Origin of the sequence: Pseudomonas sp. (assembly GCF_046581935.1) — a bacterium.
Classification (GTDB): domain Bacteria; phylum Pseudomonadota; class Gammaproteobacteria; order Pseudomonadales; family Pseudomonadaceae; genus Aquipseudomonas.
On record NZ_JAYGFK010000019.1, the window covers coordinates 15,354 to 33,816 of the forward strand.

At 59.4% G+C, this 18,463-nt stretch carries 17 protein-coding genes and 1 other RNA gene; 6 read left to right on the forward strand and 12 right to left on the reverse strand.

The features are described from left to right. Positions 1 to 58: 58 nt before the first annotated feature. Together VCA57_RS16925 and VCA57_RS16930 are read right to left on the reverse strand one after the other, a co-directional pair. A complete protein-coding gene (locus VCA57_RS16925) occupies positions 59 to 1,735 on the reverse strand; it encodes a phosphoethanolamine transferase (protein WP_411186247.1) in 1,677 nt (558 codons plus the stop codon). 470 nt (positions 1,736 to 2,205) lie between these two features. After that, positions 2,206 to 3,183, reverse strand: coding sequence for an NADPH:quinone oxidoreductase family protein (locus VCA57_RS16930; protein WP_411186248.1), 978 nt, complete (start codon positions 3,181 to 3,183; stop codon positions 2,206 to 2,208). 157 nt (positions 3,184 to 3,340) lie between these two features. Here VCA57_RS16930 and VCA57_RS16935 point away from each other — a divergent pair, with 157 nt between their 5' ends. Beyond that, positions 3,341 to 3,763 carry a flagellar basal body-associated protein FliL gene (locus VCA57_RS16935; protein ID WP_411186249.1) on the forward strand — a complete coding sequence of 141 codons (423 nt, stop codon included), beginning with the start codon at positions 3,341 to 3,343 and terminating at the stop codon, positions 3,761 to 3,763. 62 nt (positions 3,764 to 3,825) lie between these two features. On the opposite strand, the gene VCA57_RS16940 is transcribed toward VCA57_RS16935, so the two are convergent. The 8 genes from VCA57_RS16940 to VCA57_RS16975 form a co-directional block, all read right to left on the reverse strand. Further along, a complete protein-coding gene (locus VCA57_RS16940; RefSeq protein WP_411186250.1) occupies positions 3,826 to 4,950 on the reverse strand; it encodes an ABC transporter permease in 1,125 nt (374 codons plus the stop codon). 1 nt (position 4,951) lies between these two features. Further along, a complete protein-coding gene (gene rbbA / locus VCA57_RS16945) occupies positions 4,952 to 7,687 on the reverse strand; it encodes a ribosome-associated ATPase/putative transporter RbbA (RefSeq protein ID WP_411186251.1) in 2,736 nt (911 codons plus the stop codon). Next, on the reverse strand, positions 7,684 to 8,748 hold the full coding sequence (locus VCA57_RS16950; protein WP_411186252.1) for an HlyD family secretion protein: 1,065 nt from the start codon (positions 8,746 to 8,748) through the stop codon (positions 7,684 to 7,686). Before VCA57_RS16950 ends, rbbA begins: the two co-directional genes overlap by 4 nt. Before the next feature lie 214 nt (positions 8,749 to 8,962). Next, entirely contained in the window at positions 8,963 to 9,412 is a 450-nt protein-coding gene (locus VCA57_RS16955; RefSeq protein ID WP_411186253.1) for an EVE domain-containing protein, read from the reverse strand. Positions 9,413 to 9,770: 358 nt separating this feature from the next. Then, complete coding sequence (locus tag VCA57_RS16960) at positions 9,771 to 10,367, reverse strand: 5-formyltetrahydrofolate cyclo-ligase (protein ID WP_411186254.1); 597 nt, start codon at positions 10,365 to 10,367, stop codon at positions 9,771 to 9,773. A gap of 49 nt (positions 10,368 to 10,416) precedes the next feature. Further along, positions 10,417 to 10,595, reverse strand: a non-coding RNA gene (gene ssrS, locus VCA57_RS16965) — 6S RNA. A 33-nt stretch (positions 10,596 to 10,628) separates the two neighbouring features. Beyond that, complete coding sequence (locus VCA57_RS16970) at positions 10,629 to 10,943, reverse strand: cell division protein ZapA (protein ID WP_411186255.1); 315 nt, start codon at positions 10,941 to 10,943, stop codon at positions 10,629 to 10,631. After that, on the reverse strand, positions 10,943 to 11,149 hold the full coding sequence (locus VCA57_RS16975; protein ID WP_411186256.1) for a TIGR02449 family protein: 207 nt from the start codon (positions 11,147 to 11,149) through the stop codon (positions 10,943 to 10,945). Before VCA57_RS16975 ends, VCA57_RS16970 begins: the two co-directional genes overlap by 1 nt. Positions 11,150 to 11,433: 284 nt before the next feature. Here VCA57_RS16975 and VCA57_RS16980 point away from each other — a divergent pair, with 284 nt between their 5' ends. The 5 genes from VCA57_RS16980 (at position 11,434) to VCA57_RS17000 (ending at position 16,355) form a co-directional block, all read left to right on the forward strand. Continuing rightward, the gene (locus VCA57_RS16980; protein WP_411186257.1) at positions 11,434 to 11,988 is read left to right on the forward strand and encodes a YecA family protein; all 555 of its coding nucleotides are present in this window, start codon (positions 11,434 to 11,436) and stop codon (positions 11,986 to 11,988) included. Positions 11,989 to 12,021: 33 nt separating this feature from the next. Further along, complete coding sequence (gene pepP, locus VCA57_RS16985) at positions 12,022 to 13,356, forward strand: Xaa-Pro aminopeptidase (RefSeq protein WP_411186258.1); 1,335 nt, start codon at positions 12,022 to 12,024, stop codon at positions 13,354 to 13,356. 3 nt (positions 13,357 to 13,359) lie between these two features. Further along, the gene (gene ubiH, locus VCA57_RS16990; protein WP_411186259.1) at positions 13,360 to 14,547 is read left to right on the forward strand and encodes a 2-octaprenyl-6-methoxyphenyl hydroxylase; all 1,188 of its coding nucleotides are present in this window, start codon (positions 13,360 to 13,362) and stop codon (positions 14,545 to 14,547) included. Between the two features lie 3 nt (positions 14,548 to 14,550). Further along, positions 14,551 to 15,033 carry a DUF4442 domain-containing protein gene (locus VCA57_RS16995; protein WP_411186260.1) on the forward strand — a complete coding sequence of 161 codons (483 nt, stop codon included), beginning with the start codon at positions 14,551 to 14,553 and terminating at the stop codon, positions 15,031 to 15,033. Positions 15,034 to 15,134: 101 nt separating this feature from the next. Next, entirely contained in the window at positions 15,135 to 16,355 is a 1,221-nt protein-coding gene (locus tag VCA57_RS17000) for a 2-octaprenyl-3-methyl-6-methoxy-1,4-benzoquinol hydroxylase (protein WP_411186261.1), read from the forward strand. Positions 16,356 to 16,540: 185 nt separating this feature from the next. On the opposite strand, the gene dctM is transcribed toward VCA57_RS17000, so the two are convergent. Both dctM and VCA57_RS17010 read right to left on the reverse strand, forming a co-directional pair. Next, positions 16,541 to 17,824: a C4-dicarboxylate TRAP transporter large permease protein DctM gene (dctM, locus tag VCA57_RS17005; RefSeq protein WP_411186262.1), complete on the reverse strand. Its 1,284-nt coding sequence runs from the start codon at positions 17,822 to 17,824 to the stop codon at positions 16,541 to 16,543. Then, positions 17,821 to 18,453, reverse strand: a complete 633-nt coding sequence (locus VCA57_RS17010; RefSeq protein WP_411186263.1) for a TRAP transporter small permease — start codon at positions 18,451 to 18,453, stop codon at positions 17,821 to 17,823. Before VCA57_RS17010 ends, dctM begins: the two co-directional genes overlap by 4 nt. Between the last annotated feature and the right edge of the window lie 10 nt (positions 18,454 to 18,463).

The following is an 18,463-nucleotide window of genomic DNA, read 5'->3' on the forward strand; positions in this document are numbered from 1 at the left end:
GTTGTTGCGAGCAGGCCTGCAGGCAACAACCAAGGTCGCTAGCGGTTATATAAGCCTGTTATTGGCCAGTGCCTACGCCAGGTTGCCGACAAGTGCTGAACATATCCAAGCCCGGCTGGTAAACGCTGCTTTGCACCGCGAACAAGCCCAGCAATGAATGGAAGATATTGTCGTGGCTGAGTTCCGGGTCATTCTGCTTGCCCTGCATGCAACCTTTGTCGATGTCCCAGTGGCTATAAGCGGCCGGTGAGAACCACATAACCATCGGCACATGGGTTTGCGCTTCAGGGGCGATTGAATAAGGCGCGGCATGCAGATACAGGCCGTTTTCCCCCAAGGACTCACCATGGTCGGAGACATAGATCATCGCCGTGTCGCGCTGCTCGGTATTGCGTTTGAGCAACTCAATCACCTGGCTTAAAAAATGGTCGGTATAGAGGATGGTATTGTCGTAGACGTTAACCAGCTCCTCGGTCGTACAGCTGCTTAGCTGGTTGGTATGGCACACCGGCTTGAAACGCTCGAACGAATCCGGGTAGCGGTCAAAATACTCCGGCCCATGGCTGCCGTCGGCATGCAAAACGATCATCGCGTTGCCGTCCAGCGAATCAATATAGCTCTGCAAGTCTTCCAGCATCACCTCATCAAGGCAGCGTCGATCATTGCAAAACGGGCTGTTTTTACGTTTGGCCACGTCGTCATTGGGGATGCGTAAGCACGTGCCTTTGCAGTCGCTGTTGTTATCACGCCAAAACACTTTAACGCCGGCGCGCTGCAGCACATCCAAAACGCCTTCGTTGGTTTTGCCTTTTCTGTCGCTGAAATCTTTGCGCGGGAACACCGAGAACATGCACGGCACCGAGACTGCCGTAGAGGTGCCGCACGAATGCACGGCGGTAAAGTTGAGGATGTCCTGTTTTTTAAGCTCTGGATTGGTCTCGCGGCTATAGCCATTGAGCGCAAAGTGGTCGGCGCGGGCGGTTTCGCCGACGACAAAGATCACCAGTGACTTCTTCGGCCGTGTTGATAGCTGTGCGCCAGCTTTGCTGTCGAGGCCTATTTGCTGCACCACCAGGCTTTCTTTGCTGCCAAAGCGCTGCTTGGCGTACTTACTGACGGCGTAAATGTAGTTTGTGGGGTTGATGTAGTGGGTCAGCTTGTCTTCATCGCGGAAAATCGGCGCATAGGTGGAATAAAAGCTACCGACCATCACCGCGACAGTAACCAGGCACGCGGTGATCATCAGCAGCTTATTCAGCAAACCGCGGAAAAACGGCGGGTAGCGAACCGGCGTACACCAGACCAGGATTGCCGGTAATACCCCGAGCACCAGCAAATAACCAAGCATCCGCATGCTCAGTAGCGCACCGGCCTCGTCAGGGTTGGTTTCGAAGATGTTTTGCACCATCACGGTATCAATCGAAACACCGTAACTGCCCATAAAATAGGTCGCGCTGGCTGAGCACAGCAATAACAACATGAGTAGCGGCTTGAGCAGGTATTTGAATGACACCAGGGTCAGCAGCAAGCTGATAAACGCCAGCAAAAACAGCGCAAAAGACCCATAAAACGCTGCTGCTTTTAAGCTGGTGAGCGGCACGAGCTGGTGCAGTGCCTGCCAGGTGGCGGCGTTATAAAACACCACCAATGCCAGCGCGACATACACAACTAAACGCGTTGGGCTGATTGCCGTGGTTGTTAACGCTGAAACCAACCGCCACTTGCCTGCTGCCATGTAACGTCACTCCGCAGTGTGTAACTGGATAATCTGCCGATTAAGATGCGAGCAATGCTAGGCGTTGGTGCGTCAAGAAAACGTGAATATCGAGCTGCTTAGGTTGATTTAACAGCCACTTGGCAACACTCCGTTGTGCTGCATTTTTGATCCGCGCATAAGCGCAGATTAGGCGACATTCAACGAAGCCGTAGTTTCTACTCAGGCAGGACAAATTGAGGCGTATGCCAAGTGGCAGCTACATCCTCCTCAGGAGGGGCTGCACCTAATTGCGCCTGCTTTATCAGGAGGCACAAGCGCTTGGGCTGGCTTTGCGAGGAGGGGAGAGCAGCGTAACCCAGCAACTGATGCGGCTAACCCACGCGAAAGCTCGCGTAAGCGTCGCAACGTTACTGGGACATACCTGAGGTGAGCCGCGCACTAGGCAGGCAAAGCGCGTGCGCGGCTGTGTGCTGATAACGGCTACGTATTTAGCGGACCTGTACCACGACTTTACCCACGGCCTTGCGCTGGCCGAGGGTATTGATCGCTTCGCCAGCCTGCGCCAGCGGGAAGGTCTGCGAAACCAGCGGCTTGAGTTTGCCCTCGGCGTGCCAGGCGAACAGTTGCTGGAAGTTGGCTGCGTTGTCCTGCGGCTGGCGCTGGGCGAAGGAGCCCCAGAATACGCCGACCACGGCTGCGCCCTTGAGCAGGGTCAGGTTGACCGGTAGCTCTGGGATGCGTCCACTGGCAAAGCCGACCACCAGCAGGCGGCCGTTCCAGGCGATGCTGCGGATGGCGGCATCAAACAGGTCGCCACCCACCGGGTCATAGATCACGTCTGCGCCCTGGCCGCCGGTCAGGCGTTTGACTTCATCCTTGAGGTTGCTTTCGCTGTAGTTGATCAGCTCGTCAGCCCCGGCGGCCTTGGCCACTTCGAGTTTTTCCGCGCTGCTGGCGGCAGCGATCACTTTCGCGCCCATGGCTTTGCCGATTTCTACGGCAGCGAGGCCGACCCCGCCCGATGCGCCTAGCACCAGTAGGGTTTCTCCTGGCTGCAGGTTGGCGCGTTGTTTGAGGGCATGCATTGATGTGCCGTAGGTCATACCGAAAGCGGCCGCGCTGGCGAAATCCATGCTGGGCGGGATCGGCATGACGTTATAGCCGGGTACGGCCACTTCTTCGGCAAAGCTGCCCCAGCCAGTCAGGGCCATGACCCGGTCGCCGACTTTCAGGTGGCTGACTTTCTCGCCGACGGCTTTAACAACCCCGGCGGCTTCACCTCCTGGCGAGAACGGGAAGGGCGGCTTGAACTGGTATTTACCCTCGATAATCAGCGTGTCGGGAAAGTTGACCCCCGCCGCATGCACCTCGAGTAGCACTTCATTGGTTTTCGCTTCGGGGCTGGCGATTTCTTCCAGTACCAGGGTTTCGGCGGGGCCGAAGGCTTTGCACAGCACGGCTTTCATCGGGCTTTCCTCTGCGGTTAGTGGTCATGCAGTTTAGGTGCGGGGGCTGCCGGGTCAACGAGCATGCTTGTACTTGATGGTCATGCATAAGCCTGGGGCTTGGGCGAGGCGCATACTCTAGCTATGCTAGGGGCTGAACTCTTGAGGAATACCGCCTGTGAAAGTCTGGATCGCATTGCTGTTGGCTCTGTCCATGCCCTTGATGGCTCAGGCTTCGGAAAGCAAAGAAGAGCCTAAAGAAGGTGAAGAGGGTGCCGCTCCGGTGGTGTCTTACGTAACCTTGGTGCCGGCGCTAGTGGGTAACTTTGGTGAAGGCCCCAAGCTCAAGTTCTACAAGGCGGATCTGTCCCTGCGGGTCACAGGCAAGGATGTCGAAGAGAAGGTCAAACACCATGAGCCGTTGATCCGTAATCAACTGGTCATGCTGTTTTCCCAGCAAACCGAAGAAGCCATGGCCGCTCCTGGGTCACGGGAAACACTGCGTGTCGAAGCGCTCAAACAAGTGCAGGACGTGCTCAATCAGGAAGAAGGCAAGCCCCTGGTCGAGGACTTGCTGTTCAATAATCTGATTATTCAGTAAGCGTTTAGGGTCTGTTGCTGTTTCATCGCGAGCCGCGTTGCTGCGAGCAATGGCAACAGGCCCTATGCCATCTGTGCCAGCGTCTTGCGAAAGCGCAGCAAGGCACCGGCGAAAAACACCGCACCGATAGTGATGATCGCCAGGAACTGCGGCCAGACGGTGGCGAACCCTGCTCCACGGTAGAGGATGGCCTGGGCCAGATCGACGAAGTGTGTGGTCGGTGCGACCATCATAATCTGCTGCACCAGTTCGGGCATGCTCTCACGCGGTGTGGTGCCGCCAGAAAGAATCTGCAGCGGGATCAACACCAGAATGATCAGCAGGCCCAGCTGCGGCATCGAGCGCGCAATGGTGCCGAAGAATATGCCCATCGAGGTGGTGGCGAACAGGTGCAGCAATGCACCGCAGAGAAACAATGGTAGCGAGCCGGCAATCGGCACCTGCAGCCAGCCCTGCACCACGAGCAGCAGCGACAACGTAGTGGCCAGCAACACCACCAAGCCCATCGACCAGACCTTAGCCAGCATGATCTCGTGGGGCGTCACTGGCATCACCAGCAGGTGCTCGATGGTGCCATGCTCGCGCTCACGGATCAGCGCCGCCCCGGTGAGAATGATCGATAGCATGGTGATTTGGTTGATCACCTCCATCACCGAGCCGAACCAGCTGCGTGTCAGGTTTGGGTTGTAGGCTATACGCACGGCCAACTCCGCTTGTTGCGGCAAATCGGCCCGGTAGTGGCGCAAGAACTCACTGACTTCCTGGGTGCCGATGGTCTGGATATAACCCGCGCCGGTAAAGGCCATGCTCACCTGAGTGGCGTCGACGTTGAGCTGGATGGCTGGGCTGTGCCCGGCCAGCACATCGCGCTGAAAGTCTGGTGGGATGTTCAGGGTGAAGGTGTATTGCCCCGAGTCCATACCGTGGTCCATTTCGCTCAGTTGAATGCGTTCCGGTTGGCGGAAAAACGGCGGCTGGAAGGCATCAATCAGGCGCTCAGAGAGCGGCGAACGATCTTCGTCGATCACGGCAATCGAGGCGTTGTGCAGGCTCTCCGGCATGCTGGTGGCTGCCGTGATAATCCCCAGGGTAAAGGCCCAGACAATCAGCAGAAGCAACGCTGGGTCACGCTGCAAGCTGCGCAGCTCCTTGAGCCCCAGGTGGAAGATATTGGCGAGCTGTTCCATCTCAAGCCTCCTGCTTTTTCAGTAGGCCGGTACACAGCGCCAGTAGCACGGGGATGGTGATCAGCAAAGGGATGAAATAGCCGTACAGCTCGCGGAAACCGAGTGCCTTGGAAAACACCCCACGGCTGATAATCAGAAAATGCGAGGTGGGGTAGAGCTTGCCCACCACGGCGCCAAAGCCTTCCAGTGACGACACTGGGTAGATCAGCCCGGAAAACTGAATGGCCGGAATCAGGGTGACGATGGCGGTGCCGAACACCGCTGCGATCTGGCTGCGGGTGAAGGTCGACATCAGCAGGCCCATGGCGGTGGCGCAGCTGATGTACAGCAGACCGCCGACCAGCAAGGCCAGCAGGTTGCCCTTGAGCGGTACGTTGAAGACGAAGACTGCCGCTATCAGCAGCAAGACGAAATTGAGCATGCCCAGGGCGATATAGGGCAATTGCTTGCCGAGCAAAAACTCCAGGCGGGTGACGGGCGTGACATACAGATTGATGATCGACCCCAGCTCCTTCTCGCGGACTACACCGAGGGCGGTGAGCATCGCCGGGATCAGCATCAGCAACAGCGGAATCACCGCCGGCACCATGGCGGTGAGGCTTTCCACATCAGGGTTGTAGCGGTAGCGCACTTCCAGCGTTGGCATGGTGCTGGGGGTTGAGGCGCTGTTTTTGCGCGCCAGCTCTTGCAGGTAGCTGGCGTGCAGGCCTGTGACATAGCCCTTGATGGTTTCTGCGCGGGTTGGCATTGCGCCATCGAGCCACATGCCAATCTGTGGCACCGCTCCCCGCTTGAGATCGCGGCCGAAGTTGGGCGGAATCTCCACCGCCAGGCTGATTTCGCCACTGCGCATGCGCCGTTCCAGCTCGTCGTAATCGTGCAGCGGCGCTTGCTCGAGAAAGTAGCGCGAGCCGGCCAGGTTGAGCGCGTAAGCCTGGCTGGTGGTGGTTTGGTCGCGGTCGAGTACCGCGTAGGTCAGGTCTTCAACGTCCAGGCTGATGCCATAGCCGATGATGAACAGCAGCACCAGGCTGCCGAGCAGGGCCATGCTGCCGCGAATCGGGTCTCTGCGCAGCTCCAGGGTTTCGCGGCGGGTATAGCTGAGCAGGCGGCGCAGGCTGAAGCGTTTGCGCGCTGGCGGCTTTGCTGGGGCTGTGGCGGCTTCTGCGCTGGGCTCTTTGGCCGCAGGCTCTGCAGGCTTGCCGACGGCATCTTGCAGGTAGGCGATAAAGGTCTCCTCCAGGGTTGGCAGGCCGCGCTTGGCAATCAGCGCCTTTGGCGTGTCGCTGTCGAGCACCTTACCGGCGTGCATCAAGGAGATACGGTCGCAGCGCAGGGCTTCGTTCATAAAGTGCGTGGAGATGAAAATGGTCACGCCGTCATTGCGGGACAGGTTGAGCATCAGCTGCCAGAACACGTCGCGGGCAAGCGGATCGACGCCTGAGGTTGGCTCATCGAGGATGAGGATTTCCGGCTTATGGATGACCGCCACGGCCAGCGATAGGCGTTGGCGAATCCCCAGTGGCAGGCGCTCGGGAAGCTGCTCCATGACGCTGCCGAGGCTGAAGCGTTCGGCCATCTCGGCCACGCGCGCGTCGATCTGCTCGCTCGCGACGTGAAACAGCTGAGCGTGCAGCACCAGGTTCTGCCGCACGCTCAATTCGCCGTACAGCGAGAAGGACTGCGACATATAACCAACCCGCTTGCGTGTCGCCATGTCATTGGCGTCCACGGTTTGGCCGAACAGCAGGGCTTCCCCCGAGCTGGCTTGCAGCAAACCGGTGAGCATCTTCATGGTGGTGGTTTTGCCGCAGCCGTTGGAGCCGAGGAAGCCGAAGATCTCCCCGCGCTCGATGCGAAATTCGACGTGGTCGACCGCGACAAAATCGCCGAAGCGCATGCTCAGGTCGCGCGCCTCGATGGCGATTTCCTGTTCGCCAGCTGGGCGTGGTGGGATCACCAGTTGCTTATGGCCTTGGCGTTTGGCTTCCGGCATCAGGGCGATAAACGCCTCTTCGAGGTTCTTGCTGCCCGTGCGTTGCAGCAATTCGGCAGGGCTGCCGGTGGCCAGTACGGCACCGTCATCGATGGCCAGCAAATGGTCGAAGCGCTCGGCTTCGTCCATATAAGCCGTGGCCACCAGCACGCTCATGTTGGGGCGCTGAGTGCGAATACGCTCGATCAGCTCCCAGAACTGGTTGCGCGACAGCGGGTCGACGCCGGTGGTTGGCTCGTCGAGGATCAACAGGTCAGGGTCGTGGATCAGTGCGCAGCACAGCCCGAGTTTTTGCTTCATTCCGCCGGACAGCTTACCGGCTGGGCGTTCGCCGAACTCGCTAAGCCCGGTGCTGCGCAGCAGTTCGTCAATACGGCTTTTGCGCTCCGCCTCTGCCTGGCCGAACAAGCGGCCGAAGAAGTCCAGATTTTCGATGACCGAGAGCGTCGGGTAGAGGTTCTTACCCAGCCCTTGGGGCATATAGGCAATGTGTGGGCATACCTGGCGGCGATGGTCACTGCTGGCCATGTCGCCGCCAAGCACCTCGATGTGGCCGCTCTGGATTTTGCGTGCGCCGGCAATCAGTGCCAGCAGGCTGGATTTGCCAACCCCATCCGGGCCGATCAAACCGACCATGTGCTGCGCGGGGATGGCCAGGCTGACGTTATTTAGCGCGCAGATCTTGCCGTAGTGCAGGCTAACGCCATCCAGCTGCGCGACCGTCGCCGCTGCTGCGCTCACTGCGGAACCTTGATCGCCAGCTCTTCAGGCCACTCGACCTGTGGGTCGAGGCGCAGATAAGCCACGCCGGGAACGCCGGTTTTTACTTGCTTGAGGTGGCGCTGCAGCAGTTCCGGGTCGAGCCGTGCTTTAACCCGGAACATCAGCTTCTCGCGCTCGTTGGCAGTCTCCACGGTTTTCGGGGTGAACTGGGCGACGCTGGCCACGTAACTGACCTGCGCAGGGATTACATACCGCGGTATGGCATCGATCACCAAACGAACTTCGGCACCTAGCGCGACTCGGCCCGCTTGCTGTTCGGGCAGGAAGAAGGTCATGTAGACATCGCCCAGGTCGACCAGGTTGAGCACCTTGCCGCCTGCGCCGATGACTTCCCCGGGCTCGGCTATGCGGTACTGCACGCGGCCACCGCGCGGGGCTTTGAGCCGGCTGTCCTCGATATCGATGTGTAAGCGTTCGACGCTGGCCTGGGCCGCCTCCACGGCGGATTGCGCTTCGATAACCTGCGACTGTGCGGCGGCAATCCCTGCTTGCGCCGAGATCACTTGCGACTGTGCCGCTGCCAGCGCGGCCTGAGTGCTTTGTAGGCGGGCAAGGTCATCGTCCAGTTGCTGCTGCGCCATGGCGTTGCGTTTGACCAGGATCGCGCTGCGGGCGTGGCGCTTTTGTTCGGCAGACATTTCCGCCTGGCGCTGACGGACGATTGCCTCGGCAGTGACCTTCTCGCTTTCACGCAGGCGTACCTGGGCGTCGGCCGTCAACTGGCTGTTCTGTGCCTGACGCATTTGCGCCTGAGCCTGAGCCAGCTGCGCTTCAAGTACCTGGGTGTCCATGCGGGCAATCACTTGTCCTGCCTCGACGAATTGGCCCTCCTCGACCTCGATACTGGCAATGCGCCCGGCCAGCTTGCTGGCAGCGTCGACATCGGTGGCTTCAATCCGGCCGTTGCCGCTGGCGAAGCCTTCGCCCAAGCCCGTGGGGCGCAGGGTGTACCAGAGCATGCCGGCGATTATTGCCACGGCGGCAACACCGAGGGAGGGGTAAAGCCACTTATTGCTCATTGGCGGTTCATCCATGGGTACAGAGATTTTTTATCGGTGAGCGGTCTGTACCCCACCGGTATAGGCGTAATGGAATGTGGTCGGCGGGTCAGGTGGCAGCATTGTGCTACCTGAGTGAGTGGATGCTTTTGATATGGGTCAAAAGGCTCTGTGTCGCGAACTTGCGCGCACGAGTGTTGGACAGCAGGGCTCAGCAGAAGTTAGGTGCACTGATTTAGCGCAAAGCGAGAACTGCCGCCCAGTGCTCGGCGCTTACCGGCATGACCGACAGACGGCTGCCTTTTTGTACCAGGGGTAGTTCCAGCAAGGCGCTCTGGGCTTTCAGCTGAGCCAACGGAATGACCCGCTTGAATGCCTCGACAAAGGCCACATCGACTGCGCTCCAGGGGTTTTTGGTGGCGCTGGCTTTGCTGTCGAAATAGTGACTTTGAGGGTCTAGCGCTGTGGGGTCTGGGTAGTTCTCGCCAGCGATACGGGCGATTCCGGCAATGCCTGGCTCTGGACAGCTGGAGTGATAGAAAAAGAACAGATCCCCTGGCTGCATGCTGCGTAAGAAATTGCGTGCCTGGTAATTACGCACACCGTCCCAGCGCGTTTGCTCAAGGCGCTGCAGGTCATGGATTGAGAGTTCGTCGGGTTCTGACTTCATTAGCCAATAAGGCATGAACTTTGCTCCTGTGTTCCGGTCCTTAACCGGGCTTGGCTATTTGCTTGGCTTTTACCGAGCAGTCGTATCGTCAAATCAGCTGTGTGGATGATCGTCGTAGCGGGATCTATAACAATAATTGCTGCGGGTGCACCGCGCGCTATGCCTTGAAGGGGGAGGCATTAAATGAAACGTAAACCAGACGTGTTGTTGATATTAGTAATTTTGTTCAGCTTGGGCATGGTAACCACGGGTTACACCCAGAGTTTATGGGAGCGTCAACCTGCGCCGGTTACGCAACCTAATGTGGCAGGCTGAAGCAATTATGTGCCGCAGGGAGCGCGGTACCACCTTAGTCACTCAATACTACAGTCACTCAATACCACGCCTCATCCGTCACTGTGCCTTGCAGTGGCACATCCCAGCTGGCCATTGTCAGTCGCTCAACCTGCTGACACGCGTGCGCCAGGCCCAGCAATGTCGGCTTGTGCCAACTTTTGCGCAGGCTGCGGTAAGCCAGGCTGCGATCGTAAAACCCCCCGCCCATGCCCAGACGTGCGCCATGGCAGTCGAACCCGACCAGCGGCAGTAGCACGAGATCCAGTGCCCAAACCTTGCGTTGTTGCGTGCGATTGCGCCGTGGCTCGTAAATACCGAAGCGGTTCTTGCGTAAGGCCTCGCCAGCGCGGATGCGTTGAAAGACCATTTTGCTGCGTGGCCAGGGGCTGAGTACCGGCAAATAGGTCGCCTTGCCGCGCTGCTGCGCGGCGCGCAGCAAAGGCCGTGGGTCAATCTCGCCATCGTTGGGTAAATACAAGGCAATGTGTTGCGCGCGGCGAAACAGCGGGTGTTGCGCCAGTTGTTTATACAACCCTTGCGCGGCCTGTCGTTGGGCATGGCGGCTGAGCGAGCGGCGCTGGGTGCGCAACTGGCGGCGCAGTTGTGCGCGGCTTAGACCTGTTGTGTCGAGCATGGGGGCTTACTGAGGCGATTGCCGCGGACGGGCAACCGGCTGGAAAAAGTGACTCCCCGACGTGCCGCTGTCGGCTTAGCCCTTGAACCCGAAAGTTCAAGGTGGAGGTTGCAGGAGGCGTTAAGGCTTTCCGTCAAGCGGACATGCACACCGGCTTCAACGTGCAACCTCCGGGGTTGTGCGAATCGGCTCAGGGACATCACCAACTGGCGCACACTCCAGGGAGCGGTGGCCAGTATACCCGAAAGCGCTGGCGCGTAATCAGCTACCTTGCTCATCGGTATCCCGCGCTAGGGCTTTGTCGACACGATTGAGCAGGTCACGCACCTGTTCGCGGTTAGCTCCGGCCTGTTCATCAAGGTGTTGCTTTTTGTGTAGCAGATCATGAGTGATGTTCAGTGCGGCCATCACGGCGACGCGGTCGGCACCAATGACTTTGCCGCTTGAGCGGATCTCCCGCATCTTGCCGTCCAGATAGCGTGCGGCGCTCTCCAGGTTGCTGCGTTCATCGCTTGGGCAGGCGATGCAATATTCTTTGTCCATAATCTGGACGGTCAAGGTATTCGACTGGCTCATTAATCCTGCTCCAGGGCTTTAAGGCGTGAAATCATGGATTCGACCTTATGCCGGGCCATTTCGTTCTTTTCAATTAAGTGCGAGCGTTCTTCTCGCCAGGATTTTTCGCTTGCTAGCAGTAGTCGGTTTTGCGCTTTGAGCTGCTCGACGCGCTGGATAAGCAGCTCCAGCTTGGTCGTGAGGGCATGCAGATCGGCGTCTTCCATGGGGCTCTACTCGCGGGTATATGGGTGGGGCTGACAGTCGAAAAATAGCGTCTTTCAACCACTTTCGACAGTACGGTGTGCTGGGCTTCGGGTGGTGCGTTTGGCAGTGTGGGGCAGATTGGCGTGCTAGAGGTTGATGGATTTCACCTGTGGCTAATTATTCATGGCGGCTTACGCGAGTTTGCGCGCGCCGTCGAGCCGCTTGAATAGTCTTGGCACGCTTGCCGGTGCTAGGATACAGGGCCTCCATTCTAGTGATTGCGCAGCTTTGCGCCTAGTTATCTATGCCAACTTCGAATTCTCCGTACTCCGCCTTTGCCGCCCTGCTTGTTAGCAGCGGCCACACCGTTTCCCCTGCCGAGTTGCACGGCCTGCTGCTTGGCCGTAGCTGCGCCGGTGCAGGCTTCGAGGTCGCCCCATGGTTGGTCGATGCCGCTGAGCTACTTGGCGCTGCGCCAGAAGATACTGTGCGCCAGGCGCTGATCGGTCTGCAGGAAATGGTCAAGAACGAACTGTCCAGTAACGATGTCACCGTGGTGCTGTTGTTGCCCAGCGACGATGCGCCGCTTAGCGAGCGTACCGTTGCTCTGGGACAATGGTGCCAGGGCTTCCTCGGCGGCTTTGGTTTGACCGCCCGTGACAGCGCCCTGAGCGCCGAAGCAATGGAAGTGCTGCAAGACCTCTCGGCGATTTCCCAGGTGCAGAATGCCCTAGAAGAATCCGAGGACGGCGAAAGCGATTACATGGAAGTAATGGAATACCTGCGTGTTGCGCCGCTGCTGTTGTTCAGCGAGTGCGCTAAGCCTGTGGTTGCCGCGGCCAAACCGTCGCTGCATTGATTTTCATGCAATAGAAGTGGACTCAATCTGCCCATGATCAGCATCCCCAAGTCGGAATACGCCCGTCGGCGCAAGGCGCTGATGGCGCAGATGGAACCTAACAGCATTGCGATTCTGCCGGCCGCGCCGGTGTATATCCGCAACCGCGATGTTGAGCACATCTACCGCCAGGACAGCGACTTCCAGTACCTCTCCGGCTTTCCCGAGCCGGAGGCGGTGATCGCGCTGATTCCGGGGCGTGAGCATGGCGAGTACGTGCTGTTTTGCCGCGAGCGTGACCCGCTGCGGGAGATGTGGGACGGTCTGCGCGCCGGCCAGGACGGCGCTATCAGCCAGTACGGTGCCGATGATGCGTTCCCGATTGGCGATATCGACGACATTCTGCCGGGGCTGATTGAGGGGCGTGACCGGGTCTACTCCTCGATGGGCACCAACCATGAATTCGACCGTCAGCTGATGGAGTGGATCAACGTGATCCGCTCCAAGGCGCGTCAGGGCGCGACGCCGCCGAATGAGTTCGTCACCCTTGAGCACCTATTGCATGACCTGCGTCTGTACAAGTCGGCGGCCGAAGTCAAAGTCATGAAGGAAGCCGCGGACATTTCCTGCCGTGCTCATGTGCGCGCCATGCAGGCCAGCCGCGCCGGGCTGTTTGAGTACCACCTGGAAGCCGAATTGGATTACGAATTCCGCAAAGGCGGAGCGAAGATGCCGGCTTATGGCTCCATCGTCGCGGCGGGCAAAAACGCCTGCATCCTGCATTACCGCGAGAACGACGCGGTGCTGAAAGACGGTGATCTGGTGCTGATCGATGCCGGTTGCGAGATCGACTGCTACGCCAGTGACATCACTCGCACCTTCCCGGTCAGCGGCCAGTTCTCCCCCGAGCAGAAAGCCATCTACGAGCTGGTGCTGGCCTCGCAGGAAGCGGCGTTCAAGGAAATCGGTCCTGGCAAACACTGGAACCAGGCTCACGAAGCTACGGTGCAAGTAATCACCGCCGGGCTGGTGGAGCTCGGCTTGCTGCAGGGCGATGTCGCCGAGCTGATCGCCACTGAGGCTTATAAACCCTTCTATATGCACCGCGCCGGTCATTGGCTGGGGATGGATGTGCACGATGTCGGCGAGTACAAAGTCGGCGGTGAATGGCGTGAGCTGGAAGTCGGCATGGCCATGACCGTTGAGCCGGGCATCTATATCGCCGTGGACAATCAGGACGTGGCCAAGAAGTGGCGCGGCATCGGTGTGCGTATCGAGGACGACGTGGTTGTGACCAAGACGGGCTGCGAGATTCTCACCAATGGCGTACCGAAAACTGTCGCCGAGATCGAAGCGCTGATGGCCGCTGCCCGCAGCGTGGCGGCTTAGACTATGCAACGGGTGGATATCGCGATTATTGGTGGCGGCCTGGTCGGCGCCAGCCTGGCCGTGGCTTTGCAGGCTGAAGCCAAACAGCGTGGCTGGCACATTTGCCTGATCGAGCCATTCACCCCGGGCAGCGGCTATCAGCCCAGCTATGACGCGCGCTCGTCCGCCTTATCGTTCGGCTCACAGCAGATATACCAACGCCTCGGTCTGTGGTCGCAGATCAGTCAGCGTGCCGAGCCGATTAAACAGATTCATGTCTCTGACCGTGGTCGTTTTGCTGCCGCGCGCTTGAGCGCCGAGGAAGAAGGCGTGCCGGCGCTGGGCTATGTGGTGGAAAACGCTTGGCTCGGTGAGTGCCTGTGGCAGGCGCTTGATCAGCAAGTGGTGAGCTGGCGCAGCCCGGCGCAGGTTACGCATATGCAAGCGCTGGCGGATGGCTACCGGCTGACCCTGGATGATGGCAGTGAGCTGCAGTGCAGCCTGGCGATTCTCGCCGAAGGTGGCCGTTCCGGTTTGCGTGAGCAGCTGGGTATCGCCGTCAGCGAGACGCCTTATGGGCAGAGCGCGCTGATCGCCAATATCAGCCCGCAGGACGCGCATAACGGCCTGGCTTTTGAGCGATTTACCGATGAAGGGCCGATGGCCATGTTGCCGCTGGCGGATAACCGCTGTGCGCTGGTCTGGACCCGTGCCACGTTGGAGGCCGAGCGGCTTTCGGCGCTGGACGATGCGGCGTTCCTCGCTGAATTGCAGCAGGCCTTCGGCTATCGCCTGGGCAGCCTGCGGCAGGTAGGCAAGCGGCATCTCTATCCGCTGGCCCTAACGGCGGCCAAGGAGCAGGTGCGTCAGCATTTGGTGGTACTGGGTAATGCTGCTCACAGCCTGCATCCGATTGCCGGGCAGGGCTACAACTTGTCGTTGCGTGACACGCTGGTGCTGGCGGAAACCCTGTTGGCCAGCACTGCGCCATTGGGTGATTTGGCCACCTTGCAGCGTTACATGAGCAGGCAGCAGATGGATCAGCAGCTGACTGTGGGCTTCTCCGACAGGGTGACGCGTCTATTCAGTACCGGCCAGCCGTTGTTGGCGGCGGGGCGTAATCTCGGCCTGCTCGGCCTTGACCTGCTGCCGCCGGCGAAACGCTGGTTCGCCCGCCAAGCCATGGGTTTGGGTACCCGCCCGGAGTCTTGAGCCATGTCGGCGAACAAACTGGCGCGCAAAGCGCGGCTGCTGCGTTGGGCAATGAATCTATATCCGCCTTATCTGGGCGCTGGCGTACGCGTGCGGCAGATCAGCGCGGACTTCCGCCAGGTGCGGGTCAAGATGGGGCTCGGCTGGTATAACCGTAACTATGTCGGCACGCAGTTCGGCGGCAGTTTGTACTCCATGACCGATCCGTTTTTCATGCTGATGATTATGGAAAACCTCGGGCGTGACTTTATTGTTTGGGATAAGGCCGCGCGTATCGACTTTGTCGCGCCTGGCAAAGGCCCGGTGTACGCCGACTTCAGCATTGACGAGCAGTTGCTCGAAGACATTCGCCAGCACACCGCAGACGGTGACAAATACCTGCCCGAGTTGCATGTGGAAGTGCGCGATGGCAGCGGCACGCTGGTGGCGCGGGTACACAAGACGCTTTATGTGCGGCTCAAACCGCGCGCTCGGCAGGCAGCCTGAGAACCTGTTCAAAGACTGCTGCGCGTCGGCCCTGCGGCGTTAGAAACAGGCTCGGAATTCTCGCGAACCTTTGAACAGGCTCCAAGTAAGAAGGAGACACAATGCAAGCGGATTTGATTATCGTCGGCGCAGGAATGGTGGGCAGCGCACTGGCGTTGGCCCTGCAGGATCAGGGGCTGGAAATTCTGCTGGTTGACGGCGGCCCGCTGAGCGTCAAGCCGTTTGACCCACAAGCCGCGTTCGAGCCACGGGTGAGTGCGCTGTCGGTAGCCAGCCAACGTATCCTCGATCACCTCGGTGTTTGGCAGGGCGTTGCTGACAGGCGCGCGTGCGCCTATGGCGACATGCAGGTGTGGGACGGCTCAGGCACTGGGCAGATTCACTTCAGCGCGGCCAGCGTGCATGCCGAGGCGCTTGGTCATATCGTCGAGAACCGTGTGGTGCAGGATGCTCTGCTCGATCGCCTGCACGACAGCTCGATTGGTCTGCTGGCCAATGCTCGGTTGGAGCAACTACGCCGCTCCGGCGATGGCTGGTTGCTAAGCCTGAATGATGGCCGCGAGTTGCGTGCGCCGCTGCTGATCGCCGCTGATGGCGCCAGCTCGGCGGTGCGCCGTCTGGCGGGTTGTGCCACCCGTGAGTGGGATTATTTGCACCACGCGATTGTCACCAGCGTGCGTTGCAGCAAGCCGCATCAAGCTACTGCCTGGCAGCGCTTTACCGATGATGGCCCGCTGGCGTTTTTGCCATTAACCGGGCCGGCCGGCGAACACTGGTGTTCGATTGTCTGGTCGGTTACGCCAAACGAAGCTGAGCGGCTGATGAGCCTGGATGACGACGCTTTTTGCCGTGCTTTGGGTTTTGCCTTCGAGCATCGCCTTGGCGATGTGCTGCACGCCGATGCGCGCCTGTGTATCCCGCTGCGTCAGCGCCACGCCAGGCGTTATGTCGAAGACGGCCTGGCGCTGATTGGCGATGCCGCACACAGCATCCATCCGCTGGCCGGGCAGGGCGTAAACCTGGGTTTTCTCGATGTCGCGGTGCTGGCCGAGGTGCTGCGGCACGCCGTGCAGCGTGGCGAGCGCTTGAGCGATGTAAAAGTGCTTAGCCGTTACGAGCGTCGGCGCATGCCACACAATCTGGCGATGATGGCAGCCATGGAAGGCTTCGAGCGGTTGTTCCAGGCGGATCCTTTACCGCTGCGTTGGTTGCGTAACAGTGGCCTCAACTGGATTGATGAGTTGCCCGAAGCCAAGGCGTTATTCGTGCGTCAGGCGCTGGGTCTATCGGGCGAGCTGCCGGAGTTGGCGCGGGCGATCTAACCCTGCAAACAATGAAGCGCATTGCGTCGATGGTGGGTTACGCCGCACCTGAAATAGCGTGAGCCTGGTAATGGCGGTATGCGGCTAACCTGCGCGGCCCGACCCACCCTACAAACGCTATGCATAAAAAAGCCCGGCACTAAGGCCGGGCAAAAAATATCCATTTAGTACCGCTGAGGTGCCTGTTAGGTCATGCCCAGCCAAGTTGGAAGCGCCATGGACACGGCCGGCACGTAAGTGATGATCATCAGGAAGCTGAGCAGCAGCATCAGCCACGGCCAGGCGGCCTTGATCACGGCGGTCAGCGGCATACCGGTTACGGCTGAGGTGACGAACAGGTTCAGCCCCACTGGCGGGGTGATCAAGCCGATCTCCATGTTTACCACCATGATGATGCCCAGGTGGATCGGGTCGATACCCAGTTGCACGGCAATCGGGAAGAGGATTGGCGCCAGGATCAGGATGATCGCCGACGGTTCCATAAAGGCCCCAGCCACCAGCAGCACAATGTTTACCACCAGCAGGAACTGCCACGGTTGCAGGCCCATTTCGATCACCCAGGCGGTGATAGTCTGTGGGATTTGCTCAGTGGTCAGTACGTGAGCGAAGAGCATGGCGTTGGCGATGATGAACATCAGCATGATGGTCAGCTTGCCAGAGTCCAGCAGCACCTTGGGGCACTCGCGGAAGCTCAAATCCTTGTACACGAACAACGCCACAAAACCGGCGTAGACCGCAGCCACTGCGGCGGCTTCGGTTGGTGTGAACATGCCGGTGTAAATACCGCCCAGGATGATCACCATCAGCAGCAGGCCCCATACGGCCTTGCGTGCAGCAGTGAGGAACTCACGCAGGCTGGCGCGTGGCATGGCCGGTAGGTTCATCTTCCGCGCGACTATATAGATCGCCACCATCAGCACCACGCCCAGCAGCAGGCCAGGAATCACCCCCGCCATAAACAGCTTGCCCACCGATTGCTCGGTTGCTGCGGCATACACCACCATCACGATCGACGGCGGAATCAGAATACCCAGCGTACCGGCGTTACACACGATGCCAGCGCCGAAGGCCTGCGGATAACCTGAGCGCACCATGCCGGCGATGGCAATCGAGCCCACAGCGGCTACGGTGGCAGGCGAAGAGCCAGACAGCGCGGCGAACAACATGCAAGCCAGTACCGCAGAGATCGCCAGACCGCCACGGATATGCCCGACGCAGGCGTTGGCGAAGTCGATCAGGCGCTTGGCCACACCGCCGGTGGTCATAAACGCACCCGACAGCAGGAAGAACGGAATCGCCAGCAGGGTGTAATGCTCGGAGGTTTCAAACAGCTTGATCGCCAGTGAGCGCACCGAGTCCGGGCTGAACAGCATGATGGTCACCGAACCGGCGAGGCCCAGCGAGGCGGCAATCGGCACGCCGATAAACATCAGCAAAAACAGCAGGAGAAAGAGGAACAGGATGGTCATGGTTTTTGCTCCTCGTGCTCATTGATCTTCAAGGCGTCAGCGGCTTCATCGGCCAAGCCCAGGCCGGTTTGCTCGTTGCGCAAAATGCGGATGAAGATTTCCACGAAGCGGATAAATACCATGGCGTAACCGAACGGCACGATCATTGTGATGTGCCACTGCATGATGCCGTAGTGACCGAGGTCTTCGGCACCTATGCCGGCGGTGAACAGGGTTTTCACCCAGTCGAAACTGGCGACGGTGATCAAGCCTGCATAGCCTAGGCAGGCCGTGCAAGCGATCAGGCCGATCACCCGCTGTATGGGCTTGCTGGCCAGTTTGACCAGCGCATCAACGCCGATATGGCCGGCGGTGCGTACACCGTAGGCCAAGCCGAAGAAGATCAACCAGGCGAAGAGCGCCTTGGTCAGGGCAATGCTCCAGGTCATCGACTGGGCCATGCCAAGAATGCTGTCGCCAACGGCGAAGAAAAACTCACTGCTAGCTTCCCAGCGGTCCGCCAGGTTGTAGAACAGTGTGTAGAGGTTGTTGAGGATTACGTAGACGAAAGTCACCAGCGTCATGGCGGCCAGCAGAAAGGCGATAAAACCTTCCTCGAAGTGCTCCCAGACGCGCCGCAAGGCGTTCATCAATAAAGTC

Bases quoted from the DNA above. Each gene is read 5' to 3' on its own strand.
- VCA57_RS16925 (WP_411186247.1), bottom strand. From the start codon at position 1,735: ATGGCAGCAGGCAAGTGGCGGTTGGTTTCAGCGTTAACAACCACGGCA.
- VCA57_RS16930 (WP_411186248.1), bottom strand. From the start codon at position 3,183: ATGAAAGCCGTGCTGTGCAAAGCCTTCGGCCCCGCCGAAACCCTGGTA.
- VCA57_RS16940 (WP_411186250.1), bottom strand. From the start codon at position 4,950: ATGGAACAGCTCGCCAATATCTTCCACCTGGGGCTCAAGGAGCTGCGC.
- VCA57_RS16950 (WP_411186252.1), bottom strand. From the start codon at position 8,748: ATGAGCAATAAGTGGCTTTACCCCTCCCTCGGTGTTGCCGCCGTGGCA.
- VCA57_RS16955 (WP_411186253.1), bottom strand. From the start codon at position 9,412: ATGCCTTATTGGCTAATGAAGTCAGAACCCGACGAACTCTCAATCCAT.
- VCA57_RS16960 (WP_411186254.1), bottom strand. From the start codon at position 10,367: ATGCTCGACACAACAGGTCTAAGCCGCGCACAACTGCGCCGCCAGTTG.
- VCA57_RS16970 (WP_411186255.1), bottom strand. From the start codon at position 10,943: ATGAGCCAGTCGAATACCTTGACCGTCCAGATTATGGACAAAGAATAT.
- VCA57_RS16975 (WP_411186256.1), bottom strand. From the start codon at position 11,149: ATGGAAGACGCCGATCTGCATGCCCTCACGACCAAGCTGGAGCTGCTT.
- VCA57_RS16980 (WP_411186257.1), top strand. From the start codon at position 11,434: ATGCCAACTTCGAATTCTCCGTACTCCGCCTTTGCCGCCCTGCTTGTT.
- pepP (WP_411186258.1), top strand. From the start codon at position 12,022: ATGATCAGCATCCCCAAGTCGGAATACGCCCGTCGGCGCAAGGCGCTG.
- ubiH (WP_411186259.1), top strand. From the start codon at position 13,360: ATGCAACGGGTGGATATCGCGATTATTGGTGGCGGCCTGGTCGGCGCC.
- VCA57_RS16995 (WP_411186260.1), top strand. From the start codon at position 14,551: ATGTCGGCGAACAAACTGGCGCGCAAAGCGCGGCTGCTGCGTTGGGCA.
- VCA57_RS17000 (WP_411186261.1), top strand. From the start codon at position 15,135: ATGCAAGCGGATTTGATTATCGTCGGCGCAGGAATGGTGGGCAGCGCA.
- dctM (WP_411186262.1), bottom strand. From the start codon at position 17,824: ATGACCATCCTGTTCCTCTTTCTCCTGCTGTTTTTGCTGATGTTTATC.
- VCA57_RS17010 (WP_411186263.1), bottom strand. From the start codon at position 18,453: ATGAACGCCTTGCGGCGCGTCTGGGAGCACTTCGAGGAAGGTTTTATC.